Origin of the sequence: Gordonia sp. CPCC 205333 (assembly GCF_048537885.1) — a bacterium.
Classification (GTDB): Bacteria; Actinomycetota; Actinomycetes; order Mycobacteriales; family Mycobacteriaceae; genus Gordonia.
The window spans coordinates 283184-308251 of sequence record NZ_JBCLVI010000004.1; the positions used below are offsets into that span (position 1 = coordinate 283184).

General features: G+C 62.7%; 27 protein-coding genes. 15 read left to right on the forward strand and 12 right to left on the reverse strand.

Going from position 1 to position 25068, the window contains the following annotated elements:
* Window positions 1–6: 6 nt before the first annotated feature.
* Window positions 7–480 carry a carboxymuconolactone decarboxylase family protein gene (locus AAFP29_RS15825; RefSeq protein WP_419218351.1) on the reverse strand — a complete coding sequence of 158 codons (474 nt, stop codon included), beginning with the start codon at window positions 478–480 and terminating at the stop codon, window positions 7–9.
* Window positions 477–1253: an SDR family oxidoreductase gene (locus AAFP29_RS15830; RefSeq protein ID WP_419218352.1), complete on the reverse strand. Its 777-nt coding sequence runs from the start codon at window positions 1251–1253 to the stop codon at window positions 477–479. The genes AAFP29_RS15825 and AAFP29_RS15830 overlap by 4 nt, the downstream gene beginning before the upstream one ends.
* A gap of 110 nt (window positions 1254–1363) precedes the next feature.
* On the opposite strand from AAFP29_RS15830, the gene AAFP29_RS15835 reads away from it, so the two are divergent.
* Window positions 1364–2803, forward strand: a complete 1440-nt coding sequence (locus AAFP29_RS15835) for a PLP-dependent aminotransferase family protein (RefSeq protein ID WP_419218353.1) — start codon at window positions 1364–1366, stop codon at window positions 2801–2803.
* A gap of 60 nt (window positions 2804–2863) precedes the next feature.
* Here AAFP29_RS15835 and AAFP29_RS15840 read toward each other — a convergent pair whose 3' ends face one another.
* A complete protein-coding gene (locus tag AAFP29_RS15840; protein WP_419218354.1) occupies window positions 2864–3646 on the reverse strand; it encodes an isoprenyl transferase in 783 nt (260 codons plus the stop codon).
* 122 nt (window positions 3647–3768) lie between these two features.
* Here AAFP29_RS15840 and trhA point away from each other — a divergent pair, with 122 nt between their 5' ends.
* From trhA to AAFP29_RS15855, 3 genes are all read left to right on the forward strand, one after another.
* Window positions 3769–4443: a PAQR family membrane homeostasis protein TrhA gene (trhA, locus tag AAFP29_RS15845; protein ID WP_419218355.1), complete on the forward strand. Its 675-nt coding sequence runs from the start codon at window positions 3769–3771 to the stop codon at window positions 4441–4443.
* A 43-nt stretch (window positions 4444–4486) separates the two neighbouring features.
* A complete protein-coding gene (locus tag AAFP29_RS15850) occupies window positions 4487–5035 on the forward strand; it encodes a hypothetical protein (protein ID WP_419218356.1) in 549 nt (182 codons plus the stop codon).
* Between the two features lie 64 nt (window positions 5036–5099).
* Entirely contained in the window at window positions 5100–6596 is a 1497-nt protein-coding gene (locus AAFP29_RS15855) for a PepSY-associated TM helix domain-containing protein (RefSeq protein WP_419218357.1), read from the forward strand.
* 158 nt (window positions 6597–6754) lie between these two features.
* Here the strand turns inward: AAFP29_RS15855 and AAFP29_RS15860 are convergent, their stop codons facing one another.
* Complete coding sequence (locus tag AAFP29_RS15860; RefSeq protein WP_419218358.1) at window positions 6755–7849, reverse strand: 3-deoxy-7-phosphoheptulonate synthase; 1095 nt, start codon at window positions 7847–7849, stop codon at window positions 6755–6757.
* Between the two features lie 241 nt (window positions 7850–8090).
* On the opposite strand from AAFP29_RS15860, the gene AAFP29_RS15865 reads away from it, so the two are divergent.
* Window positions 8091–8678 carry a histidine phosphatase family protein gene (locus AAFP29_RS15865; RefSeq protein WP_419218359.1) on the forward strand — a complete coding sequence of 196 codons (588 nt, stop codon included), beginning with the start codon at window positions 8091–8093 and terminating at the stop codon, window positions 8676–8678.
* A gap of 432 nt (window positions 8679–9110) precedes the next feature.
* Here the strand turns inward: AAFP29_RS15865 and AAFP29_RS15870 are convergent, their stop codons facing one another.
* The 3 genes from AAFP29_RS15870 to mca are packed head-to-tail and all read right to left on the reverse strand — an operon-like array spanning window position 9111 to window position 12254.
* Window positions 9111–11075, reverse strand: coding sequence for a thioredoxin domain-containing protein (locus tag AAFP29_RS15870; protein WP_419218360.1), 1965 nt, complete (start codon window positions 11073–11075; stop codon window positions 9111–9113).
* A gap of 49 nt (window positions 11076–11124) precedes the next feature.
* Window positions 11125–11400, reverse strand: coding sequence for a hypothetical protein (locus tag AAFP29_RS15875; RefSeq protein WP_419218361.1), 276 nt, complete (start codon window positions 11398–11400; stop codon window positions 11125–11127).
* Window positions 11400–12254: a mycothiol conjugate amidase Mca gene (gene mca, locus AAFP29_RS15880; protein ID WP_419218751.1), complete on the reverse strand. Its 855-nt coding sequence runs from the start codon at window positions 12252–12254 to the stop codon at window positions 11400–11402. The genes AAFP29_RS15875 and mca overlap by 1 nt, the downstream gene beginning before the upstream one ends.
* Before the next feature lie 32 nt (window positions 12255–12286).
* Here mca and AAFP29_RS15885 point away from each other — a divergent pair, with 32 nt between their 5' ends.
* The 4 genes from AAFP29_RS15885 (at window position 12287) to AAFP29_RS15900 (ending at window position 14683) form a co-directional block, all read left to right on the forward strand.
* Window positions 12287–12763, forward strand: a complete 477-nt coding sequence (locus tag AAFP29_RS15885; RefSeq protein ID WP_419218362.1) for a DUF4307 domain-containing protein — start codon at window positions 12287–12289, stop codon at window positions 12761–12763.
* Window positions 12760–13533 (forward strand): queuosine precursor transporter, encoded by a 774-nt coding sequence (locus AAFP29_RS15890; protein ID WP_419218363.1) that lies wholly within the window; start codon window positions 12760–12762, stop codon window positions 13531–13533. Before AAFP29_RS15885 ends, AAFP29_RS15890 begins: the two co-directional genes overlap by 4 nt.
* Before the next feature lie 154 nt (window positions 13534–13687).
* Window positions 13688–14182 carry a transcription elongation factor GreA gene (gene greA, locus AAFP29_RS15895; RefSeq protein WP_419218364.1) on the forward strand — a complete coding sequence of 165 codons (495 nt, stop codon included), beginning with the start codon at window positions 13688–13690 and terminating at the stop codon, window positions 14180–14182.
* Between the two features lie 168 nt (window positions 14183–14350).
* A complete protein-coding gene (locus tag AAFP29_RS15900) occupies window positions 14351–14683 on the forward strand; it encodes a hypothetical protein (protein WP_419218365.1) in 333 nt (110 codons plus the stop codon).
* 19 nt (window positions 14684–14702) lie between these two features.
* On the opposite strand, the gene AAFP29_RS15905 is transcribed toward AAFP29_RS15900, so the two are convergent.
* Together AAFP29_RS15905 and AAFP29_RS15910 are read right to left on the reverse strand one after the other, a co-directional pair.
* Window positions 14703–15059 carry a helix-turn-helix domain-containing protein gene (locus tag AAFP29_RS15905; RefSeq protein WP_419218366.1) on the reverse strand — a complete coding sequence of 119 codons (357 nt, stop codon included), beginning with the start codon at window positions 15057–15059 and terminating at the stop codon, window positions 14703–14705.
* An 87-nt stretch (window positions 15060–15146) separates the two neighbouring features.
* Window positions 15147–15512, reverse strand: a complete 366-nt coding sequence (locus AAFP29_RS15910; RefSeq protein ID WP_419218367.1) for a helix-turn-helix domain-containing protein — start codon at window positions 15510–15512, stop codon at window positions 15147–15149.
* A 138-nt stretch (window positions 15513–15650) separates the two neighbouring features.
* Here AAFP29_RS15910 and AAFP29_RS15915 point away from each other — a divergent pair, with 138 nt between their 5' ends.
* The 3 genes from AAFP29_RS15915 to AAFP29_RS15925 all read left to right on the forward strand — a co-directional run bounded on the left by AAFP29_RS15915 (window position 15651) and on the right by AAFP29_RS15925 (window position 17420).
* The gene (locus AAFP29_RS15915) at window positions 15651–16145 is read left to right on the forward strand and encodes a hypothetical protein (protein WP_419218368.1); all 495 of its coding nucleotides are present in this window, start codon (window positions 15651–15653) and stop codon (window positions 16143–16145) included.
* Between the two features lie 76 nt (window positions 16146–16221).
* On the forward strand, window positions 16222–16836 hold the full coding sequence (locus AAFP29_RS15920) for a ClpP family protease (protein WP_419218369.1): 615 nt from the start codon (window positions 16222–16224) through the stop codon (window positions 16834–16836).
* A complete protein-coding gene (locus AAFP29_RS15925; RefSeq protein ID WP_419218370.1) occupies window positions 16833–17420 on the forward strand; it encodes a ClpP family protease in 588 nt (195 codons plus the stop codon). The genes AAFP29_RS15920 and AAFP29_RS15925 overlap by 4 nt, the downstream gene beginning before the upstream one ends.
* A gap of 26 nt (window positions 17421–17446) precedes the next feature.
* Here the strand turns inward: AAFP29_RS15925 and AAFP29_RS15930 are convergent, their stop codons facing one another.
* The gene (locus AAFP29_RS15930) at window positions 17447–17803 is read right to left on the reverse strand and encodes a helix-turn-helix domain-containing protein (RefSeq protein ID WP_419218371.1); all 357 of its coding nucleotides are present in this window, start codon (window positions 17801–17803) and stop codon (window positions 17447–17449) included.
* A gap of 141 nt (window positions 17804–17944) precedes the next feature.
* Between AAFP29_RS15930 and AAFP29_RS15935 the strand changes: the two genes are divergently transcribed.
* The gene (locus tag AAFP29_RS15935) at window positions 17945–18931 is read left to right on the forward strand and encodes an ATP-binding cassette domain-containing protein (RefSeq protein WP_419218372.1); all 987 of its coding nucleotides are present in this window, start codon (window positions 17945–17947) and stop codon (window positions 18929–18931) included.
* Window positions 18932–18933: 2 nt separating this feature from the next.
* Window positions 18934–19773: an ABC transporter permease gene (locus AAFP29_RS15940; RefSeq protein ID WP_419218373.1), complete on the forward strand. Its 840-nt coding sequence runs from the start codon at window positions 18934–18936 to the stop codon at window positions 19771–19773.
* A 36-nt stretch (window positions 19774–19809) separates the two neighbouring features.
* Here the strand turns inward: AAFP29_RS15940 and AAFP29_RS15945 are convergent, their stop codons facing one another.
* Window positions 19810–23022 carry a BTAD domain-containing putative transcriptional regulator gene (locus AAFP29_RS15945; protein ID WP_419218374.1) on the reverse strand — a complete coding sequence of 1071 codons (3213 nt, stop codon included), beginning with the start codon at window positions 23020–23022 and terminating at the stop codon, window positions 19810–19812.
* A gap of 34 nt (window positions 23023–23056) precedes the next feature.
* Between AAFP29_RS15945 and AAFP29_RS15950 the strand changes: the two genes are divergently transcribed.
* Window positions 23057–23563, forward strand: a complete 507-nt coding sequence (locus tag AAFP29_RS15950; RefSeq protein WP_419218375.1) for an SRPBCC family protein — start codon at window positions 23057–23059, stop codon at window positions 23561–23563.
* 311 nt (window positions 23564–23874) lie between these two features.
* Here AAFP29_RS15950 and AAFP29_RS15955 read toward each other — a convergent pair whose 3' ends face one another.
* Window positions 23875–25047 carry a cystathionine gamma-synthase gene (locus AAFP29_RS15955; RefSeq protein WP_419218376.1) on the reverse strand — a complete coding sequence of 391 codons (1173 nt, stop codon included), beginning with the start codon at window positions 25045–25047 and terminating at the stop codon, window positions 23875–23877.
* Window positions 25048–25068: the final 21 nt, after the last annotated feature.

A 25068-nucleotide genomic window follows, 5' to 3' on the forward strand; every position in this document is an offset into this window, starting at 1 on the left:
CCCCGCCTATCCCGACTCGCGCTCATCGAATGACGTCGGGTAGCCGCCCGAGATAGCTATGCGATTCCAGGTGTTGATCATCGCGATACTCGCCAGCACCTGACCCAATTCATAGTCGTCGAAGACCGCACGGGCCGCCTCGAAAACGCCACTCCTGACACCACTTTCGGCTATCCGGGTCACCTCATCGGTCAGCGCCAACGCGGCGCGTTCGCGATCGTCGAAGATGCCGGTCGACTCACGCCACGCCGCGATCAGTCCGAGTGTGACCGGGTCCGCACCGGATTCCAGCGCATCGCTGGTATGCATGTGTAAACAGTAGGCACAGCCATTGATCTGCGACGCCCGAATGTAGATCAATTCCACGAGTCCGGCATCAAGGTCCTTCGACGACGCACGCTGCAGGGCGACGAGCGCTTTGTACACAACGGGATTCGAGGCTGGCATCCACATCCGGGTCTGCTCGGGTGCGACGGTCATGCGTTCGCTCCCTCGGCGGCACCTGCCGGGTAAGTCGCGTCGAGCCACTGCGCGAAGGTGGTCGGCGTCTGCTTGAACTCGCCGCGCGGAGTCAATGCTCCCGAGCGAATCGCCTTGCCGCCGTAGTTGATTCCCAGAACCCATTTTGGTGTGCCGCGCCGCTTCGCGATCGCACGAGCGGCGTCAAGCATATCCATATCTGCCGGACCAGCAACGTCGAGGTCGGTCACGCCACCGTTGATCGCGGTGTCGGCCAACAGTTTCGCACCGTCGGCCGCTGCCAATGGTCGCGACAACATATGAGCACTGATGCCGATCGGGCCAATACTCATCGCGTCGGTCAAGGTCCTAGCCAACTCGAACCATTGCCCGGTGCGGAACACGATGGCGCGATCTCCCAGTTCTTGTCGGTACACCTCTTCTTGTTTGGCCTTGCCCTGGTAGTAGCCCATCTTCGCGTTGACGTCCGGGTCCGCCGCATTGACGATCGACAAACAGACGACGCGTTCTACCCCCGCGTCGATGGCGGCCGCGCTGACGTTGCGTGCGACCGTGCCGAAGAAGTCAATCGATTTTGCGGCGCTCTGCGTGACGACGTTGGCACATTCGACGATGACGTCGACCCCACGAGCGGCGTTGGCCAGCCCGTCACCGGTGTACGCGTCGACACCCGCCGCGCGGTTGGCCCGCACCACGTCGATTCCGCGGCTGTCCAGTTCGTCGGCGACCAAACGCCCCATACCGCCGCTGGCCCCGATCACCAGGATTTTCATATCCGACCCTCTTCTCGTTGTTGTCATCGCTTACCGAACCAACGTAACCGAGAATTGGCACGTATTATCGGTGCAATCTACCGCCTGAAATTTGGGCCAATTGGAGTGTTGTGACGCCGACTGACCATTGGGCCGCCGTCGCCCAGCGCCTGGGCACCGACCTGTTTCTCGACCTTCAGCCCGATCCGACGCTGTCGGCGCACGGCCGAGGCGCACAACTGCGCAGATCATTGACAACCGAACTTCGCGCAGCGATCAGCGACGGCCGACTACCGGCGGGCACCCAACTGCCACCGTATCGCTCACTGGCCGCGGACCTCGGCGTCGCGCGCGGCACCGTATCGGCCGCCTACGCCGAACTCATCGCCGAAGGATGGCTCACCGCACGACAGGGCTCGGGCACCGTCGTCGCACACACATCCACTCCGTCAGTTCTGCCGAATACCAGGCGAAAGCCCGACGGCCCAACGCATGACTTCAGCCTGGGCGCTCCCACACCATCGTTGTTTCCACGCTCCGATTGGATAGCCGCAACACGCGTCGCAATAACCGACGCGCCACATAGCGCCTTCGGCCCAGGTGATCCACAGGGGAATTACGAACTGCGCGAAGAACTTTCACGATATTTGGCCCGCGTCCGCGGAGTCCGCACGAGTCCGGACAACATTGTGCTCACCACCTCGGTCCACTCGGCACTGGTGTCGCTGTGCAGCAACGCGGTCGACGGCGCACTAGCCGTTGAAGCCTTCAACATGCCATTTCACCGTGCGTCGATAGAAGCGGCCGGCACACCAACATTGCCGATCCCGATCGATCGCGACGGAGCCGACGTCGACACGCTCAGCGACGGCGCGTACAGCGACGCCCGTGCCGTCTTGCTGACGCCTTCTCATCAATTTCCCACCGGAGTCGCATTGAGTCCGGGTCGGCGCGCAGCGGTCGTCGCCCACGCACGCTCGCGCGGCATGTACATCGTCGAGGATGACTACGACGGTGAACTCCGGTACGACCGTGAGCCGATCGGTGCACTGCAGGGACTCGCGCCCGACTGCGTCATCTACACCGGATCGGTCAGCAAATCCCTGTCCCCTGCGGTTCGCACCGCATGGCTGGTGGTACCCGACGCCGTCGTAGAGCCGCTGGTGGCAGCGAAGGGCCCCCGCGAACCCGACGCCAGCATCGTCGACCAACTCGTCCTGACCCAACTCATTCGGACCGGCGCCTATGACCGACATATCCGTCGCAGCCGTCAGTTCTACCGGAAGCGGCGCGATCATCTGGTCGCGCGCCTGCGTGACGTCGGAGTCGACACCGGCGGCGTCTCCGCGGGACTGCATATCGTTCTGCCGTGCCGCCCCGACGCCGAAGACGAGCTACTCGCGACGGCGTGGAGAGCGGGATTCCTGGTCTTCGGACTGAGCCAATTTCGTCATCCGACGGCACCACCCGATGGTCGCGGCGGAATCGTCGTCGGTTTCGGTTCACCCCCCGACTCCAGTTTCAACGCCGACATCGACGCGCTGGCCGGGTTGCTCGCAGCGTTCACGTGACGTCAGACACCGAATCCTCGACATCGTCGCAACGGTCGGTCGAAGCGCCCGACGCGGCCGTTACTTTCCGTACCGCCTGCTGCGCGCCGAATAGTCCCGTAGCGCGCGCAAGAAGTCGACGCGTCGGAACTCCGGCCAGTACGCGTCGGTGAACCAGATTTCGGAATAGGCGCTCTGCCACAACAGAAATCCCGATAGCCGCTGCTCACCTGATGTCCGAATAACCAGATCCGGATCAGGCTGGCCCTGGGTATAAAGATTGCGGTCGATCGCATCGACGGATACCGCGTCGATCATTTCGCGCGGCGACGCACCTTCGTCGACCGCCTTGGTAAGCAACGACTGGACGGCATCGACGATCTCCTGACGGCCGCCGTAACCGACCGCGACATTGACATTCATCCCGGTGCGCTCGTCGGTGCGCGACGATGCCGTGCGCAATCTTTCCGCGACGGCGTCGGGTAATCCATTCAGCGTGCCGACGATCCGCACCCGCCAGTTGCCCTCGGGCCCGGAGATCTCATCGACGATATCGGGCACGATCTCCATCAGGGCGTCGAGTTCCTCCGACGCCCGTTGCAGGTTCTCCGTCGACAGGAGATAGATGGTGACCGTCTCGATCCCGAGTTCCGAACACCAGCTGAGCATCTCCGCGATGCGCGCCGCACCGACCCGGTGCCCCGCGCTCACATCCTCGAAACCCGCTTCCCGCGCCCATCGACGATTGCCGTCGCAGATAATCGCAACGTGCTGCGGATTCTGGGTGGGGTCCATCAACTGGACTAGACGACGCTCGTAAATCTGATACATCGGTCGCCGCAACCGGTCTGGAAGGATCTTCACCTACTTCAACTCCCACGAACGCAGCGAAACTGTCACCTAGGACACCTTACGCGCCAACCTGAGAGCAGACTGACAGGCAGCTTCCACACTCCTGACCACCAAACCTACGGTACCGTAGGTTCATGGTCTTGACTCCCCCGGATGAATCGGCGACGCCCGTCAAGCCGCTGCTACGCGGAATTATCCACCACTATTCCGCATTCGTCGCAATAGCTGCCGGCATCGCGCTAGTCATCGGCGCGGCGGTACTTCGCAACACCGGAGCCGCGCTCGCGTGCGCGATCTACGCGCTGACCGTCGTCGGTCTATTCAGCGTCAGCGCCACTTACCACCGGGTCACCTGGAAAACCGTCAAGGCGCGCACCATGATGAAACGTGCCGACCACTCGATGATCTTCATCTTCATCGCCGGCACCTACACACCATTTTGCGTTGTCGGGCTCCCCGACCCGACGCGATGGTGGGTTCTGGGCATCGTCTGGTCTGGCGCGATAGCCGGCGTGTTGGTGAAACTGGCTTGGCCGGGTTCACCACGGTGGCTGGGTGTCACCCTTTACATCGTCCTCGGTTGGGTCATCGTGGCGGCGGCGCCGTCACTCATCGAACACTGTGGCGTTGCCGTCCTGGTTTTACTCGCGGTCGGCGGCGTCTTCTACAGCGTCGGCGGAATCCTCTACGCGACGCGGTGGCCCGACCCGTGGCCCGAGTTCTTCGGCTATCACGAGGTCTTCCACGCGTGTACGGCAGTCGCCGCGATCACGCACTATATTGCGGCCTGGATTCTGATCGCAGGATAAGCCTGATGCAGGTCATCGCGTCGTCGGCGGCTATTCTTACCCGGTGCCCACCTCCGCCGGACTGACGCTGCGCCGCGTGCGCGGCTGTGTCGCTGGCGGTCTGTCGGGCGCGACGAGCATCACTGCGCACGGCCTCGCGGGGGGTGGCGAGCCGCCGTCGGGCAACTCGGTAATGCTGTTGGTTGTGGCGTGCGCGGCTTTCGGTGCGGCCATCTCGGCCGTACGAGTCGACCGGGGCGCCCTGCTTCCGCTCCTCACAACCATCTTCGCGGGGCAGCTAGTCGGTCACACGACGCTGATGCTCGGAACCCACCACGCACACGCCGGCCTGGTGGAGAGCCTGACCCCGAATATGCTCGCCTTCCACTGCGCCACGGCGATAGTAGACGTCGTATTGATCTGGCTGGCGGAATCGGCTGCGGTGTGGGCCTTGTCACTCCTGCATCGGCTGGTCGTCGACGCCGGCGACACCCCGCTCGCAGCGACTCCCATGTGGGTGGTCGCCTCGACACCGGCTCAGTCCGCATATGGCCTACTGATCTCCTGCGCGAGCGTCACTCGCGGACCACCTCACGCCCTCATCTCGCACTGAATTCCCTTGCGCGCCCGGCATAAGCCCGGCGCGCCAACAGCCCATTCGCGAAATGAGTATCCCCATGTCTTCCCCTCCCCTGTCTCCGTCGACCCCGGAAACCGGTCCGACGCAATCTGATTCACCGGCCAAAACGCCAAAGCGAAATACTTCGATCGCGCCCATGTTGCGCCGGCTTCACTTCTACGCCGGCATCCTGGTGGCGCCATTCTTAGTCGTCGCGACCATCAGCGGCGCGATGTATGCGGTCGCTCCCACGCTGGAAAACCTGACCTATCGAAGCTACTTGCAGGCAGATACCGACGGGCCGGCCAAACCTGTTGCGGCCCAAGTTGAGGCCGCTCAGCGGGTACTACCCGATCTCACACCCACCGCGGTTCAACCCGGTATCGACGGACACACCACGCGGGTTCTGTTCGATGATCCGTCGCTGGGCGAATCGTTGCGACAGTCGGTATTCATCGACCCGGCGACCGCGAAGTCACAAGGCACTTTGCCGGTTTACGGGAGCTCAGGCGCCCTGCCGACCCGCACCTGGATCGACCAGTTGCACCGGAATCTCCACCTCGGCGAGCCTGGCCGCATCTACAGCGAACTCGCCGCGTCTTGGCTGTGGGTCATTGCACTGGGCGGTTTGGCACTGTGGGTCAATCGATTTCGCAAGCAGCGACGAGCCGGGACCGATGCTCGCCTACTCACTCTTAACCGGTCGGCATCGACGGTTACACCCGGCGCCAAGCTCAAGCGGACTCTGGATTGGCATGGGGTCGTTGGTATTTGGCTCGCCGTCGGGTTGGTCTTCCTGTCTGCCACCGGACTCACCTGGTCGCGATTCGCAGGAGAGAATGTCTCCGACATGCGGTCGTCGCTGAGTTGGAACTCGCCATCGGTGAATACCGAACTCACCGGCGGTTCGCCGACGGCGGCCGACGGGCATGAGCAACATGGCGGAATGGCGATGCCAGGCGAGACCACGATGTCGTCGGAGGTCCTGTCCACCAACATCTCCCGGATCGACGACGTCCTCGCGACCGCGCGCGCCGCTGGCCTCGACGGCGTCGTGGAGACGTCAATACCTGCCGATTCGGCAACCGCGTTCAGCGTCAAACAGTCTCGGGTTCCGTGGGTGTTCTCACGCGACGTCGTCGCGATCGACGGTGCGTCGAATACCGTCACCGATCTCTCTCGGTTTGCCGACTGGCCATTCGCCGCCAAACTTGCCGAATGGGGAATCCAGCTGCACATGGGCATCCTCTTCGGGATAGTCAGCCAACTCGCCTTGCTTGCCTTGTGTATCGCATTGCTGACGGTCATCGTTCGCGGATATGTGATGTGGTGGCGACGCCGTCCGACAGGTAAGGCCAACTCCGACAACGGTATTCGCGATTCAGTCGGCGCACCCCCGGCGTCGGGGGCGTGGCGCGACGCATCGTTGTGGGCAATTGCGGGCGTTGTCGCGGTCGCGGCATTGGTCGGCTGGTTCATCCCATTGCTCGGTATCTCACTGCTAACATTTCTGGTCGTCGACGCAGGGGCGCGAGCGGTCAAGCGATTGGGATAGGCCTCGTCGGCTGACCCACCGCCATCCCGACCTCACCTCGTCTTCTCGCATTCACCTCATCCACGGATGGGGTGAATGCGAGAAAAGCGGGTGAAGTTCCCAGCGGGCGGTATGGTGACCAACCCTGACGAGTGGCACTTCGGCAGCGTGAGCGAGTACTACTGGTGCCCGGCGCGCGCCAGTTTACGAAGCACAACCGTGGTCGCGTCCCAATCCATGCACTTGTCGGTGACCGACTTGCCGTAGATCAACGGCTGCGCGTCGGGCGACTGCGCACCGGCCTCTAGGAAGCTTTCCAGCATCACCCCGCTGATGGAGGTGTTGCCGGCACTGATCATGTCAGCGATCTCGCCCGCGACTTCCGCTTGCCGGAGATGATCCTTGCCGGAGTTCGCGTGCGAGCAGTCGACCATGACCCGTTGCGGCAGATCGGTTTTCGCAATAACCGCGACAGCTTGCGCAATTGAATCGGCGTCGTAGTTCGGGCCGGCGGTGCCACCGCGTAGGATGACGTGGCAGTCTTCGTTGCCAGCCGTCTCCACGACCGCACCCTTGCCGAAGTCATCAACTCCGAAGAAAACATGTTGTGCGGCAGCAGCATTCACACCGTCCACAGCCACCTGAATATTTCCGTCGGTACCGTTCTTGAAGCCAACTGGCATTGAAAGACCCGATGCGAGTTGACGATGTACCTGTGACTCCGTCGTACGCGCGCCGATGGCTCCCCACGCCACGGCGTCGGCGATGTACTGCGGACTGGTGGGTTCAAGGAACTCGCAGCCGACCGGCACGCCAAGGTCGATGATGTCGAGTAGCAATGAGCGTGCGGTACGCAGGCCTCGTTCGACGTCGAACGTGCCGTCCATACCCGGATCGTTGATCAGGCCTTTCCACCCAATTGTGGTGCGCGGCTTCTCGAAGTACACGCGCATCACGATCTTCACGCTGTCGGCGTACTCGGCGGCCAGCGGTGCCAGGAGTCGCGCGTAGTCGAGAGCGGCGATCGGGTCGTGCACCGAACAAGGGCCGACGACGACTAGCAGTCGGTCGTCATGACCGGCGAGGATCGCGGCGATTTCTTCACGGTCACGCTGCACGGCGAGCGCACGACGCGCAGTCAGCGGAAGTTCGCTGCGAAGAGTGTCCGGAGACGGAATCGCCCGGAAGGCGCGGATACGCCGATCAGATGTCGATGCGGAATCGAGAGTGGCCGTCGTATGCGAGTGATCGGACGCATCGGAGGTGGTGGTCACTGAAATGCCTTTCGTGGTTGTGCCGGATCTTGAGTCGGTTCCGGTGTCACCGCGAGAATTCCCCTGGTAGCCCGGAAACAAGAAAGCAGCAACCGAATGGTCGCTGCTTGGGGCTCCGGGGTTTGCGTGCGCCTGTCAGCGCTTCATCGTCGGCTCACCCGGAGCCTCGATAAAACGCCAATACGCGCGCGCTGTGCTGGTCACGCCGACCATGCTAACACGGCCAACTAGGATCAATTGAATGAAGTCCCTCACAGGTCATCGCATCCTTTTGATCCGTCATGGACAGACCGAGTGGGCGTTGAGTGGGCGACACACCGGTCGCACCGAAGTTGATCTCACATCTATCGGCGAAGCTGCGGCGCGCGCTCTGGGTCCCCGGATTGCCGCGCACCGACTAGACGATCCCCTCGTGATCTGCTCGCCGCGGCTGCGCGCACAACGCACCGCTCAACTCGCGGGGCTCACCCCCGATGAGACTACGGAGTTGGTCGCCGAATGGGATTACGGCGACTACGAAGGCCTAACCCGGATGCACATCCAGGCCGAGCTGGATCCGACGTGGACTATTTGGACACATGGCGCGCCCGGCGGAGAATCCCTGACCGCCATGACATCCCGCGTGGACAGTGCCATCAACCGAATCGCTGCCGTCCTGGTCGACCGCGACGTGATCGTGGTGTCCCACGGGCACTTCTCGCGGTCGCTTATTGCCCGATTCCTCGGCCAGGCAATCGAATTCGGCGCATGCTTAGCCCTTGCCCCGGCCGGCATGGCGCTACTTTCAGATGCCGAGCCGAAACGGACCTTGGACGAGTTGTCGAGCTAAGGGCCGACGCCGGAGTCGCGGGTCGAGCGCCATCCCCGCTGGTCGAGTGCCCGGTGAGGCGCCGCTCCACCGCTGGTCGAGTGCCCGGCGAGGCACCGCTCCACCGCTGGTCGAGTGCCCGGCGAGGCACCGCTCCACCGCTGGTCGAGTGCCCGGCGAGGCACCGCTCCACCGCTGGTCGAGTGCCCGGCGAGGCACCGCTCCACCGCTGGTCGAGTGCCCGGCGAGGCACCGCTCCACCGCTGGTCGAGTGCCCGGCGAGGCACCAGCCGAGCCGGGTGTATCGAGACCACCCACCCAACACCCCTACCGCACAACACCATTCACCTCACCAGGTCTCGATACAGGCGCGTCTCGCTAGCGCTCGACGAGCCCACTCGACCAACCACCAATAGCCGAGCCGGGTGTGTCGAGACCACCCACACCCACCCCCTACAGCAATCCAACCAAGTCATCGATCGACCGCACCGGCAGCGAGCAGGCCGTGCCCTTGCACACCATGACGGTCCCCGACGGCTGGTTTGCCGAAACTCCGGCCCCCGCCTCGGTCACCAGCATTCCTCCTCGTCCCAATGACCTTGCCGCGGATAGCAATTCGCTCGACGTCGCGGTGACATGGATCGGTCCACTGAGTCGCGCCTGCGTCACCGCCAGCCAATGCCCCGCCGCGCGTGGCGCTTTGGCGAGTAGCACCGCCGCGCGCCGCAATGTCGCATCGGCGAGTTCGAGATAGACGCCCGCTTTCTCCGGCGGAGCCAGCATCGACGCCGTCAACAGCGCCTCTGCCATCAGCGATCCGCCCGACGGCGTCGCGCCGTCGGCGGGATCCCGTGGCCGCGTGATGAGCCCGGCGACACCGTCAGGCGCGTCAAACCAGGATCCGTCCGCCGCCGGATCCTTGAATAGTTCAACAGCCTTGTCCAGCAATGTGATCGCCGCATCGAGCCAGCGCCGCTGTCCGGTGGCCGCGGACAGGCTCAGCAGGCCGGTTACCAATGCGGCGTGATCGTCGAGCATCCCCGGCGTAGTCCCAACGACACCGCCGAGCGATGTACGCCGCAGTTCACCGTCGACGACGTGCCGCGTCAGAATCTCGCCGGCGCACCAGGCAGCGAGATCTATCCAGTCCGGCCGAGCAAGAGCCATGCTGGCCTCGACGAGGCCGGTGATTGCCATACCGTTCCACGCGCTGACGACCTTGTCGTCCCGGCCCGGCTGCGGCCGACGCTCGCGGGCGACGCTCAACCGGTGGCAAACCGATGCGAATCGCTCAGCGTCGTCGGGATCGACGGGCAACTGCAGGGTCGACGTGCCGTGTTCGAAGGTCCCGGCATCGGTGACAGCGAAAATCTTTGCGGCCCAGTCCGAATCGTCACCAAGGAGGTCGTCGAACTCTTGCCGGGTCCAGACATATGTCGCGCCTTCGACGCCGTCGGTATCCGCGTCGAGTGACGACGCGAAGCCGCCAACGACGCGCAGATCCGAAACGAGAAAATCCACTGTCTGTCCGACTACCTTCGCCGCCAGCTCCGCGGCAGCCGAACCGACGCAGGCGAGATGAGCATAGACACGTAACAACTGAGCGTTGTCATAGAGCATTTTCTCGAAATGCGGTATCGCCCAGGCAATGTCGACCGTATACCGGGAGAATCCACCACCGAGCTGATCGTAGATTCCGCCGCGTGCCATCGCCTGTGCCGTCCGCTCGACGACGCCGAGCGCATGTACATCGCCAGTGCGTTCGTGGTGCCGCAGAAGGGCTTCGAGTTGCGCCGAAGGGGGAAACTTGGGTGCACCGCCGAATCCGCCGTGGACGCGATCCTCCTGCGCGACCAGCGTGCTCGCCGCCTGCACTGCCAGCTCGTCGTCGAGGACCGTATCGGCATCGGGCAGGCCACTCGACGCCGCACTCAGATGACCTGCCAGTTCCTGGCCCACTCGCGCGACTTCTTCTCGCCGATTGATCCAGGTGTCGGTGATCGCAGTCATCAATTCGACGAAGCCCGGTTGCCCATTGCGCGGGCGCGGTGGGAAGTAGGTGCCGCAGTAGAACGGTTGGCCTGTGGGCGCGAGGAAGCAGGTCATCGGCCAGCCGCCCTGTCCGGTCATCGCGACCGTGGCGTTCATATAGATCGCATCGATGTCGGGACGTTCCTCCCGGTCGACTTTGATGCACACGAACTCGGCGTTCATCTGGGCCGCGATCTCGTCGTCTTCGAAGCATTCGTGCGCCATCACATGACACCAATGACAGGCCGCGTACCCGACCGAAAGGAGCACGGGAACATCGCGCGCTATCGCGTCTGCGAAGGCGTCCTCGCCCCACTCACGCCAATGGACCGGATTGTCGGCATGCTGGCGGAGATACGGACTGGTCGCGTTTGTCAGCCGATTCATGTGTCCACCATCTCACGGACAAGTCGGCTCCAACGCAGTCGTTAGGGCGTCAGTCTGACGGCCGCTTCTGCAAATCCGGCACCGGCGTCGACGACTCGTCACTCACCGAATCGGTGCCCTCGTCGAATGCCTGATCAGCCTCGGGGTGTTCGGTGTCGAATGTTTCGGGCAGCTTGCGCAGTTGCTTGTTCATCGACCAGATCAGGAAAGCGGTGCCGGCGAGCAGCAGAAGGATGATCAGCAGTCCCAGCGGCGAGGCTTTGCCAAACTCCGGCCCTTTCGGGTCGACGGCCAGCACGGCCACCCTTTCCAGCGTGCCGTACATTACTCCTCGATCCCGGCGAAGAGGTCGGTCTCGGGGATCGACGTCTTCACCCGTGTCTTCGCCAACTCGAACTCCTCGGTGGGCCACAGACGTTGCTGCCACTCCAAGGGTACTGCGAAGAACACTCCGTTTGGATCTATCTGTGTCGCGTGCGCGCGCAAAGCGTCGTCACGCTGGCCGAAGTAGTCACCACATTCGACCTGAGTGGTGATCCGTCCCATCAGATCCCCGAACGCACCGCGCTCGTCCAGGCGGGCCAGCCACTCCTTGAATGGATTCTCCATATCGTTCTTCTCGAACTCGTCGGAGAATAACTGCATCCGATTCCGGATGAAGCCGTGCGTGTAATAGACCTTCGATACCGACCACGGCTCGCCGGTACCCGGGTACGCGTCCGGGTCACCAGCCTTTTCGTACGCCTCCATCGACACCTCGTGGCATCGAATGTGGTCCGGATGCGGGTATCCGCCATGCTCGTCGTAGGTGATCATGACGTGAGGTTTGAATTCGCGCACCACTTCAACGAGCGCCCGATTGGGTCCCTCGATCGGGATCGCGGCGAACGACCCCTCCGGCAGCGGCGGCAATGGATCACCTTCGGGCAGGCCGGAATCGACAAACCCGAGCCATCGCTGCGATACGCCAAGCGCCTTGGCCGCGGCAGCCATTTCGTCGCGACGGACCTGGCTGATGTTCTCTTTGATGCCCGGCCGGTCCATCGCCGGATTCAGGATGTCGCCCCGTTCGCCGCCGGTTAGCGTGACGATCAGAACTTCGTGGCCTTCTGCGGCATATCGCGCCGTCGTCGCGGCACCCTTGCTGGATTCATCGTCCGGGTGCGCATGCACTGCCATCAATCTCACCACCTCATGGTAGGTATTGACGCGTGAACAGTTCAGACGGGGGCACCGAGCAGCCCGCCACCGAGGACTCCAAACCGCGCAGCGGCCCTCGCGCCACCTACCCGGTTGAGCGTTCGCGGTCGAGCCGCAAACGCTGGTTTTACGTGCTGTCGGTTGTGGTGGTCGCCGCTGGGTTGACCATCGCCTACATCGGATATCGCCAGTTCGGCGATCCCAAAGTGTCGGGACAGGCAACCGGCTATCAGATCACCAGCAGCAATTCCATCGAAGTGCAGTTCACCGTCACCCGACAGGATCCGGGGACGGCTGTCGCGTGCGTGGTACGTGCGCGAGCCAAGGACGGCGGCGAAGTTGGACGCCGTGAGGTGCTGGTGCCAGCCGGCGAGTCGACGCAGGTCGGCGCCGGGAGTCAGGTCCTCACGTCCCGGCCGCCAGTGATCGGCGAGGTCTTCGGCTGCACGACGACGGTCCCGCCATACCTTTCGGAGCCGGCGCGATGACGTCGATGACCAAAGGCGCCGTGCCCCCGAGGCCGCGCGTCGCATTCGCCGATACCTCGGGCCGCTACTTCCCCATGCTCGTCGCGCTATTCGTCGGGGTCATGCTCATCAGCAATATCACCGGCACCAAAGGCGTCGTTCTTTTCGACGACTGGCTGCACTTGGACCTCGGCCCATTCCACCTCAATGGATTGGTCACCGACGGTGCCTTCTATCTGTTCCCACTTGCATACGTACTCGGTGATGTCATCAGTGAGGTATACGGCTTTCGGGCGATGCGGCGCACCATTTTTGCCGGATTCGCAGTGCTTTTGCTTGCGTCCCTGTGCTTTTGGCTGACCATCGAGTTGCCGGCAGCCGACTTCTACGAGGGCCAGGAGGCATTTCGGACCGTCGCGGGCGTCGTGCCGCAATTCTTGCTCGCAGGTCTGCTCGGTTACCTGGTCGGCGAATTTCTCAATTCGATCGTGCTCGTGAAAATGAAAGAGCGCACCGGCGAGAGACGTTTGTGGGCGCGGTTGATCTCATCGACCGTCGTAGGTGAGTTCGCCGATACCCTCGTATTCTGTTCCATCGCGGCCACCGCGCTCGGCATCTCCACCTGGTCCGACTTCTGGAACTACACGATCATCGGGTTCGTATGGAAGACGCTTGTCGAGCTGGTTGTCATGCCGGTTACCTATGCCTTCGTCGGATGGCTCAAGCGAGCCGAGCCGTCCTATCAGGAAGCATTACGCGCAGGCAACGACTCGGTAACGGAAGTGCCTTAAAGCACACGCGCTGGTATCCTGGACGGAAACACGACTCCGCTCGGGGTCGTGTTGCTGCATTTGGGGCGCACCCGGTGGGGTCCGCAAGGGCACTTTCGGGTCGCCGACGCATGCTGGGACAACTCACAGCATGCTCAACCGCAAAGGAGTACCAATGACCGACACACAGGTGACGTGGCTGACGCAGGAATCGCATGACCGGCTCAAAACCGAGTTGGATTCGCTGATCGCCAACCGCCCGGTCATTGCCGCCGAGATCAACGAGCGTCGCGAAGAAGGCGACCTCAAGGAGAACGGCGGCTACCATGCCGCACGTGAAGAGCAGGGACAGCAGGAAGCACGCATCCGTCAGCTGCAAGAACTCCTGAACAATGCCAAGGTCGGCGAAGCACCTACCCAGTCCGGCGTCGCGCTGCCCGGCTCGGTCGTCAAGGTCTACTTCGACGGGGACAAGTCCGACACCGAAACCTTCCTCATCGCCACCCGCGAGGCCGGCGCACAGGACGGCGAACTCTCGGTGTACTCCCCCAGCTCCCCACTGGGCGGCGCATTGATCGATGCCAAGGTGGGCGACACGCGGAAGTACAAGGGCCCCAACGGAAAAGAGTTCGCCGTGACCCTCGTGAGCGCGGAGCCGTACCACAACTGACCGCACCGTAGTCATCACCCACGGCGACCAGCGCCTGTCCGAATCAATCGGGCGGCGTAGGTCGCCGTGAGTCGTTCCCGGCGGGCAATCCAGTCTGATGACTGGGACTCACCAACTTCACAGACTCTGGCAAGTCCGACAGCAGATTTCACGGGCAATGTATGAGTTATGAAACTTCGACTCAACCGCAGCAGCATCCATCCCAACGCGCAAGACGCACCAGTTCCCCTGGTAGTGATCGGCTCCGACCCTGCCGTCGCCGACTACGCCAGACACCTGTTCGCCGTCGGAACACCTTTCGGCGTCGTCAGCGATAGCTACTCCGACATCGTGCCATTCATGCTCGGCAACAATGGCCACACCGTCGCGTTGGTCGCCGACATCGACGACGCCGCTCAACTGGCAGAGGCAATCATGTTGATAGAGAAGCGAATCGGCCGCGTCAGCCGCGTCGTACGCTACCTGACCGACCTACCTCATCCGGAGCACACCGCGGCATGAGCAGGCTCGCCGCGACGGTTTACCGGCCGGCTATCCGCGACTTCAATTCGGTTTCCACTCGAGAGACCTCGACGTCGCTGCCCTGCTCGGGCGAGCGTTCCTGCACCACCTGATCGATATCGGGCAGCAAATACGACGGCGGAACGTCGAGCGCTCGCGCAAGCCGATAGACGGTCGACAGCAACGGATCTGAGATCCCCGGCTCTCGATTGCTCACTCCCCGTTCAAGATTCGACACTTGGTTGCGATGCATTCCCGACGCGAACGCCAGCGCCTCCTGGGACAGTCCACGCTCACGGCGCACAGTCGCCAGCCGGTGCCCGAACGAAAACGCATAGGTGTCCCATTCCAGGGATCCACGAACTCGGTCAGGCACCAATCCAATCTTTCCCAACCACAACTAATTGTCTGCCCACCTTGTTGTGTAGTGAAACCGATTGTGCGAGTGGGCCAACGGCCATCGTCACCGGGTTTCCCAGACCCCCAGGCGTGCCATTTCCGCGTTGAGCTCAACCTCCACTCGCGACCACTGGCGCCATTCGCCCGATCGCGTTCCCAACACGACCGCGCCGTCAGGCATCAGAAACGTCGGCGGAATCTCCAGCGCACGTGCGAGCCGGTAGACCATCGACATCCCCGGGTCTGCGATTTTGGGCGTTCGACTGCTGGTCGCGCGTTCCAGATTTGAGATCTGGTTGCGGGAGACGTCTGCCGCGAATCCCAACTCCTCCTGCGACAATCCGCGGATCTCTCGTACGCACCGAAGGCGACGCCCGAACGACTCCGCATAGGTATCCCATTCCAGGGAACCGCGGATACGTTCAGGCACCACTCCAATCTGGACGACTCACAACTAATTGTCTGCCAATCATGTTGTGCAATCGCGGATTACCTCCGACGATACGCCTTAATACCCAGGCCGCGCCAGAACCTATCGATACCCAACGGCACACGCCATAGTCACCCCATGAACAGACCGCACCGCGGCATCGCGGCAGCTGCCATCGTGACGGCTACGCTGACCGCCGCCCTCTTAACCCCATCGCTGGCCACCGCAGCCCCGCTGGAACCTGATCCCCATCAGCCTGCCAACGGAGCCTCCGCCCCGGCTTATCGCTCGGATAACACCATCACACCGGGCTATTCACCGATCCAGGTACCCAAACCAATTGTGGCGCCAGCCGATAATCGCAGTCGCACAATCGTTTACACGGCCTATCCGTTTCTCGCATCGTGGTTGCATAACGCGATCGGGCGCCAGCCACTGGAACTACGTGGCGCTGCCCGGGTGAGTTTCGTCGACCCGGTCAGCAGACGCACGGTTGTCATCAATCCCAACGGGCACTGCGACTTCACCGATGGTCATCATGTGGGCGCTGGAAAACCTCTCCAACCGATAAGGATCGACACCGGAGCCTTCGCTGTCACAATTCATCCGATCGCTCACGTGCTGACCCACTGATCACGCTGCTCAGAGCAGATCCTCCCAGGGCAGCAAACACCCTGTTGCACAGTCCTTTTCGGGCAGACTGCGGAGTATGAGCGACAACAACGGCACAACTCTCGACGACGACCTACGCGTCAGTCTCTTCCACCAACGCGTGGTCGTCCTCGGCGATCAACTCGACGCAAATCTCGGCAACCGCCTCACCAGCCAATTGCTCCTGCTCTCCGCGCAGGACCCGCGCAAAGACATCAGCCTGTGGATCAACTCTCCCGGCGGCTCGGTGCCCGCCATGTTGTCGATCGCCGACGTAATCGGCCTCATCCCCAATGATGTCGCGACCGTCGCGCTCGGAACCGCCGCCAGCGCAGGACAATTCCTACTCTCGGCCGGCACGAGGGGCAAACGGTATGTCCTCCCGCACGCACGCATCCTCATGCATCAAGGTTCGGCCGGTATCGGCGGAACCGCCGTGGACGTCGAAGTGCAGGCCGATGATCTACGCCATACCCGCGATACCGTGCTAGCACTGATCGCTCGCTTCACCGGGCAGCCACTCGATCACATCATTGCCGACTCGCAGCACGACCACTGGTACACCGCCGCCGAAGCCGTCGACTATGGATTCGCCGACCATATCGTCTCCGACATCGACGCTATCTATCCACGAGCACACCGCCCCGCCGCCATGATGGGATCTGCGAAATGATCAGCTACACAATCCCTTACGTCACCGAACGGACTCTCAACGGCGAGCGTTCACTCGACGTCTACAGTCGACTGCTATCCGATCGCATCGTCTATCTCGGTACCGAAATAGACGATGGCGTGGCGAACGCCCTCATCGCCCAGATGCTTCACCTGGAATCGGACAGTCCTGACCTCCCGATCAACCTGTATATCAATTCCCCGGGTGGCTCACCGTCGGCGATGCTCGCCGTATACGACACCATCCAGTACATGCGCGCGGAGGTAACGACTACCTGTGTCGGTCAGGCCGCGGGCCCCGCGGCGGTCCTGCTCGCCGGCGGTGCAACCGGCCGACGATCGATCCTGGCACACGGCAAAGTCGTCCTTCATCAGCCATCGGTAGAAGGTCAGGGCACAATCCCCGACCTCATCATCCATGCCGACGAAGTAGTGCGGATCCGCGGCCAACTCGAACAGATTTTGGCCAAACACACTGGGAAGGAACCGCACACCCTGCGGCGCGATACCGATCGTGACCTCATTTTGCCCGCCGACGCCGCCGTCGCGTACGGACTCGCCGACGAGGTGATGACAACGCGCTGACCGCGCGGTGCGAGGTTGCGTGGAAGTCAGGCGACCAGATGCAGTCGTGCGCGGCCACTCGACGCGGACGGGCGTGACTCCGGCCGCGAGCCCCCTGCCGACACCACCGCTGGCACACGTGCGGCGGCGGCCAAGCTCGCCGCGATACCGGCCGTAACGTCGAACAGGGTCAGTCCCAGTGCACCCGCCACCGCGGCCAAGATCTCCGACGACGGTTCCTTTCGGCCACGCTCAATTTCGGACACATACTGCGGCGATACACCCGCCACCAATGCGACCTCGGTCAAGATACGCCGCTGACGTTGACGTTCGGCCCGCAGATACTCCCCGAGTACCTCACGCCAGAGCGCTTCGGGCGACGAGTCACGCATCACAGGTTCCATACCTTCGCAGCGTAGCGATCGTTGAACGGCCAGGTCGAAAGCTCTGCTCACAGCAGAAGCCGACCGGGGCAGACTACTCGTCATCTCGTCACGTAAGCCGACGACAGTCCCATGCAAGAGCGGCCCGGCAGAGTCTGTGCCATGACAGTCACCGACTGCGCTCGCAGCGCTTTTCATTCCGATTCACTATCGACGGACCTCGCCATCGACGCGCGTGGTCTCGTCAAACACTTCGGCGACACCGAGGCCGTCAATGGCGTCGACCTCGCTGTCCCCACTGGCTCCGTCTACGGCGTACTCGGCCCGAATGGCGCGGGCAAAACCACCACGGTCAGCATGCTCGCCACCCTCCTACGGCCCGACGCGGGCGAAGCTAAGGTCTTCGGCTACGACGTCGTCCACGACGCCGTGGCCGTTCGCTCCCTGGTGGGCGTCACCGGACAGTACGCCTCGGTCGACGAAGATCTCACCGCAAGCCAGAACCTGATGCTGTTCGGGCGACTGCTGGGCAAGTCACGGGCGCAGTGCCGCCAGCGCACCGAAGAATTGCTGCACGACTTCGGCCTCGAAGAAGCTGCCAGTCGGCCTCTCAAGGAGTTCTCCGGCGGCATGCGCCGCCGACTTGATCTCGCCGCCAGCCTCATCGACACTCCGCCGCTGCTCTTCCTCGACGAGCCAACCACCGGCCTGGATCCACGTACTCGCTCGCAGATGTGGGACACCATCCGCAAACTCGTCGCCAACGGCTCAACGGTTCTGCTCACCACCCAATACCTCGATGAGGCAGACCAACTCGCCGACCGCATCGCGGTCATCGACCGTGGCATCGTCATCGCCGACGGAACCGCGGACGAACTCAAACAGTCGGTTGGATCGTCCACGCTGCAACTGACGCCGGCCGATCGCGCCGACGCCGCCGAGGTCGCCCGCATCGTGGAATCAGTACTCAACGAAACCGCGACGCTGAGCCCGGAAGCTTCTCGGGTCACCGTTAACCTCCATCGACCCGACCTCGTCCCCGATGTGCTGATCGCGTTGCGTGGCAACGACATCGCCATCGAAGAAATCTCCGTCCAGAAGCCGAGTCTCGACGAGGTCTTCCTCACCATCACCGGCAAGGAGCAGTAACCATGACCACCACTTTGGACAAACCACTTCCGTCCACATCCATCTCGACCGCCTCCGTTCGTGCCGAGGCCAAGACGTCGATCAGTCTCATCGAGACTGTGCGACAATCATTTTCGATGGGCTACCGCGGCCTGCTGAAGATCAGACACAACCCCGAGCAGCTATTCGACGTTGTGCTGCAACCGATCATCTTCACGCTGATGTTCACCTACATCTTCGGCGGCGCGATCAGCGGAAACATCAACGCCTATCTGCCGGTGATCATCCCCGGCATCCTGGTGCAGACCGTCATCGTCACCTCCATCGTGACCGGCACCCAACTGCGCGAAGACATGGACAAAGGTGTCTTCGACAGATTCCGCTCGCTACCGATCGCGCGAATCTCACCGCTGGCTGGCGCACTGCTGGCCGATGTGGTGCGCTATCTGATCGCTACGGTGATCACCTTTGCAGTCGGTATCGCGATGGGCTGGCGCCCCGACCCGGTTGGCGTAGTCGGCTCCATGCTGCTGGTGCTCGTATGCAGCTTCGCAGTATCGTGGATTTTCGCCTTGATGGGCTGCCTGATGAGCAAAGCTTCTGCGGTGCAGGGTATTTCGATGCTCATCATGTTCCCCTTGACGTTCATGTCCAATGCCTTCGTGCCAGTCGAGACCATGCCCGGTTGGCTGCAGGGATTCGTGAAAGTCAACCCGGTCAGTCACCTCGTCTCCGCAGTTCGGGAACTCTGCAACAACGGCCACGTCGGCACCCACGTGCTGTGGAGTCTGGTTGGTGCCGCGATCATCACCGTGATCTTCGCTCCGCTGGCCGTGCGCGCCTACATTCGCAACGCGAAGTAGCCAATACCCGAAGCCGTCCTGAGTCAGTACGCTGGCTCAGGACGGTTCACTTTTGCCCACAACATGTTTCGCTAACACTGCTTTGAGCTCGGCAATTGCCGAGCGCCGCGACATCGCACCGATCCGGGCCGATTCCGCCCCCCACCGGACGTCGTCGAGACCCGATAGTTCCTGCATCCGGGCCCGCACCTCACACAGCGCCGGATAGTCCTGCCTGGCCATCAATCGCTTTCCGGTCAGCATTAACACGGCGCCGTCGAGCACGGCACCCCGTTGCGTCGAAACCGCCAGTCCGGCAGCCAAAGCCATCGCGCCGGCCTGCGGCATGTCATGCCACCCGGTCTGTGCGAATGTCGATTCGACGCCGTCGGCGACAGTCGCCAGAAACTCCCACGCGCGCGGCCCGTCTCCGCTGAGCACCAGCCCGATGACAATGACACTCAACACCATCACCGCACCCGGATCAGATGCCACCAGAGGATGTTCCCGGACTAGTAGATCTCCTGCCCGCCAATATAATTGGCCTGATGGCTCACCTCGCGTACGCGCCAACTCGCCGTGGCACACCATCATCGCGGCGATGACTTCGGGATTGCCCTGTGGGTCCGGGTCCTCCGGGCGCCAGCCACGCGACAAGACGTCCAGTTCACGTTGTGCTCCGACGAGGTCGCCCATCGCGATCAGGGTGACCACCACGTAGCCTCGCGCCTGAAGCTGGTCCTCGTCGGCCCCGATTTCTTCCAGCTGGGCGATGCCTTTTCGGTAGAACCCCAAGGCCGTCTGCCAATTCGCTTGCTGCCCATAGATACTCGCGGTGGACACGTCTATCATCGCCTGCCACGGATCCCCTGGATTTGAGCTCTCCCTCAGCGTCTCACCATCGCGTAACGCTCCGTCGAGATTGCCGAGGTTCTCACGAAGGTTCATCCGGAGGGCCAGCGCGCCGCGGCGCACCTCTGGATTATCCGACCGCGTCGCGAGGACTACCACACGCAGACCCGCATAGGCGCTGCGCGACAACAAGATCGACGACAAGAACTCCATTGGCTGATCGAGTCGATGCTCGGGACGGTGCAATATCCTCAGATACCAGCGAGCTTTGGCGAGCTGTCGAATCACCGGTTGCAACAGGAGGTGCACGCACGCCGCGGTCAGCGTCAGCTGCCATAATTCACGCACGTCGTCCGGCATATCCCGAGTCGGCGCGGGTAGCAGATCGGTCAGTCGCAGGCCCCACGAACGCACCTCGGCGTGCAGGCCGCGCATGGCCCAGAACACTGCCACCGCGGGGAAGACGGTGACAATCGTGACCGTGTCGGGCGCATGGCTCGGCTCACACGCGCGGCGCAGAACCCAGACAAGGTTCTCGGCCTCCTCCTCCATCGACGCGATGAGTGCTCGATTGGCCGATTCGTCGTAGTGAGCACGTGCCGAGCGCGAATATGCGCGGGCCCACTGCGCCATCGCGTCATTGATGCCGTCCCCGTTGCCGGTCTGCTGTAGTTTCTCCTCGCCGAACTCACGCACCATCTCCAGCATCCGATAACGCACGCGCCCACCGGATTCGGTTACCTCCAGTAGCGACTGGTTGACCAACGCGTCGAGCGTGTCGTCGAGTTCGGCACCACTGCATCCAAGCACTGCCGCGGCGGCATCGGAGCTGAATCCCGCTGGGAAGCGGCACATTCGACGCAACGCACCACGTGCGGCGTCGTCGAGTAGGTCCCAACTCCACTCGATGACGGCGTGTAGCGTGCGATGCCGGTCGGGAGCGGTGCGATCGGTAGAACGCAATAGGTCGAACCGCGCGACGAGACGCTGGGTAATCTCGTCGACAGTCATCGCGCGGATCCGCGCCGCGGCGAGCTCGATGGCAAGCGGGAGCCCATCGAGGTGGGAGCACAGTTCGGCGACCTTCCCGATGGGCAGATCGGCCGTTGGCCGCACCGAACGCGCCCGCATGACGAACAATTCCACCGCCGACGAATCCGCTCCGCCGACACGCAATACTGGCAGTGGGTAGACCTGCTCGGCTGCGATCAGCAGTGGCGAACGACTGGTAGTCACCACCGACAGTTCCGGCTCCGCGGCAATGAGATCTGCGACCACCTGCGCCGCACTCGCGATGATCTGCTCACAGTTGTCGAGTATCAAAAGGGTGGGACGGCCACGAACAGCGTCCGCTAACCGATCCGCGAGTTCACCTACGGCCAGCCGCGGTCGGCCACTGGCACTGATCTCGGTTTCGCCGACGCCGAGAGCGGTGGCGAGTGCGGCCACCACGTCGGCACCGTCACGGACCGAGGCGAGCGGAACGAAATGAACCGTTTTCCCTTGCGCCGCATACTCGTTGCCCACCGCATTGGCGATGCGCGTCTTGCCGACGCCACCCGGCCCGAGGATGGTGACCACTCGATGGGCGTCGAGCAATTCGACAATGGTGCGTAAGTCGTCATCGCGGCCCACTAGCGGCGTCGATTCCGCGCGCAGCCCGGAAGTCTTTCCGCGACGCGAGAGTCCCATCGAACCCGACGAATCAGGAGCGTCAGAAAGTAACTCGGCGTTGAGTGCGGTCGCCTCACTGCCCGGATCGACGCCTAGTTCAGTTGCCAGTGCGCGACGCAGCCGTGAGTACACCGCGAGGGCTTCGCCGCGTCTCCCCTCCCCGGCCAATGCCTTCATCAGCAGGATATGCGCAGACTCATCGAGAGGATCTGTTACACAACGCTTTTCGGCCAGCTCTCGGGCAGTGGCGTAGTCGCCCACTCGAAGCGCGCTGGCGCCGCGCGCGTCGTCGAGCTTGCCCGCTACATTGCGGGCACGGCGCCGAAGTTCCCGCACCAGTTCATCTTCTGCGCCCAGATCGTCGCCGGGAGCACCTCGCCACAGCGACGCGGCCTCGCCGATCGCGACCGAATCTCCACGGGCGAGGGCATTTTCCACCAGATCCAGATCGGTGATCACGCCGTCGAGCCGGTATCCGCTACCCACCCCGGCGATGGAGCCGTCACCCAATAGGTGCCTCAGCCGCGAAATCTGAGTATGCAGCGCTGACTGGGGAGACTTCGGCGGCGATTCTCCCCACACGTCGTCGATGAGACGGTCCGCTGACCTGGCCCGGCCACCGGCCAACGCCAACGACACCAGCAAGCGTTTGGCTCGAACACCCGCGACCTCGGCGCCGGCCACCGTAACGGGTCCCAGCAGGCCGATGATGGTCTGCTGGGCTGTGATTGGGTAGTCGGGCACTCGACTAGCCTAATGCGGCCTAGACTCGGGCGTCATGAGCAACCGCCACTCCCTCGAACCGATCGCCGACGAGACTTTCTTCGACACTGCTCCAATGCGCTATCGGATCGACGTGAACCTGCCGGTCAGTCCCGAATACGCCTGGTCGGAGTTCACTCGGCAGAACACACTCGACTGGTGTCGCGCATTGAAATCGGTGACCTATACCTCGGCGCAACCGTACCGTGTTGGCACCACTCGGTCCATCGCACTGGCACCCGGATTCGCAACCATGGAAGAGACGTTCTTCATTTGGGACGAAAAGCCCGAGACCCGCACCTACCGCCACGCATTCCACGGCGTTCGCGGGTCGATGCCCGGTTTGAAACGTTTCGGCGAGTTGACCGAAGTCTCACCGGCGGAACATGGTTGCCGATTGGTATGGCTTTTCGGCATCGAATTGGGCGGAACGGCGCTGCCGTCATGGCTTTCCTCGCCGGTATCGAGCGGGGCATTCGGCACGGTGGAAACGGATACGTTGCGGCACTTCGCCAAACGGTAGGGACGAGCGCCGTTTCGCCGATCGAGTATGACGAGGCGTCAGCCGAGGCCGTATCGAGATCCCGCAAACCGGCCTCGCCAACTCAGCCGCAATACCCTTGCCAGAGTCGAGCATTCGTCTCACCGGGTCTCGATACGGGGCCCGTCGCTTCGCTCCTGGCCCCTACTCGACCGGCGAATGAAGGTCGACCGATGAATGAGACTAATCGCCTGCGGCAGGCGGCCACTCACCCGGCCGATGAAGCTCGACCGGCGGATAAAGGCTAATTACCGAGCGGTACAAGGCCACCTAACCAGGGGATCGGGACCGACTTACCCCAGTGCGTTCTCCAGATCGCCCAAAATATCGGCGATGTCTTCGATGCCGACCGACAGGCGCACCAGATCGTCAGGTACCTCGAGCAGCGAGCCAGCTGTCGATGCGTGGGTCATCGCACCCGGATGCTCGATAAGCGACTCGATGCCACCCAACGACTCCGCGAGAGTGAAAACCTCTGTCCGCGAGCAGAATTCCTGCGCAGCTACCAGACCACCGGCAACCCGCACGGAGATCATGCCACCGAACCGTTTCATCTGCCGTGCGGCGACAGCGTGGCCGGGGTGTGACTCGAGGCCGGGGTAGAGCACCGAATCGATCTTGGGGTGCCCGGACAAGAATTCGACGACTTTCTCCGCGTTGTCGCAGTGCCGATCCATTCGCACCGCAAGGGTTTTGATGCCACGCAAAGTGAGGTAGGCATCAAACGGTCCGGGTACGCCACCGGCACCGTTCTGCAGAAAGGCGATATCGGCGTCGAGTTGCTCGTCGTCAACGACCAGCATTCCACCGACCACATCCGAGTGTCCGCCAAGGTATTTCGTCGTCGAGTGGAGCACGACGTCGGCACCCAGCGCCAGCGGCTGCTGGAGGTATGAGGATGCGAACGTATTGTCTACCACCAACTTTGCCCCGGCATCGTGTGCAACGCTGGCCAATGCTTCGATGTCACCGACGTTGAGCAACGGGTTGGTTGGCGTTTCGATCCACACCAATTTGGTGGCCGGCGTTACCGCGGCGCGCACGGCGTCGATGTCACTGATCGGCGCGACAGAGTAGGTGATACCCCACTGGCTGAAGACTTTGTCGATCAGCCGGAAGGTGCCGCCGTAGGCGTCATTGGGAATAACGAGATGATCACCGGGGCGCAGGCTCGCACGTAGCAACGCATCAGTCGCGGCCATACCGGAAGCGAAGCCGCGACCATAGGTGCCGCCTTCCAGCGCAGCCATATTCGCTTCCAACGCCTGACGCGTTGGGTTACCAGTGCGGGCGTATTCGAAGCCGCCGCGCAGTCCGCCGACGCCGTCCTGCGCGAAAGTCGACGAAGCATAGATTGGCACGTTGACAGCGCCGGTCAACGGATCGGGATCGTATCCGGCGTGGATCGCCTTGGTCGAAAAGCCTTGCCAGCGAGATGAATCCGCTGCGCTGCGCTGTTCACTCATGGGTGTTCGATCCTTTCGGTT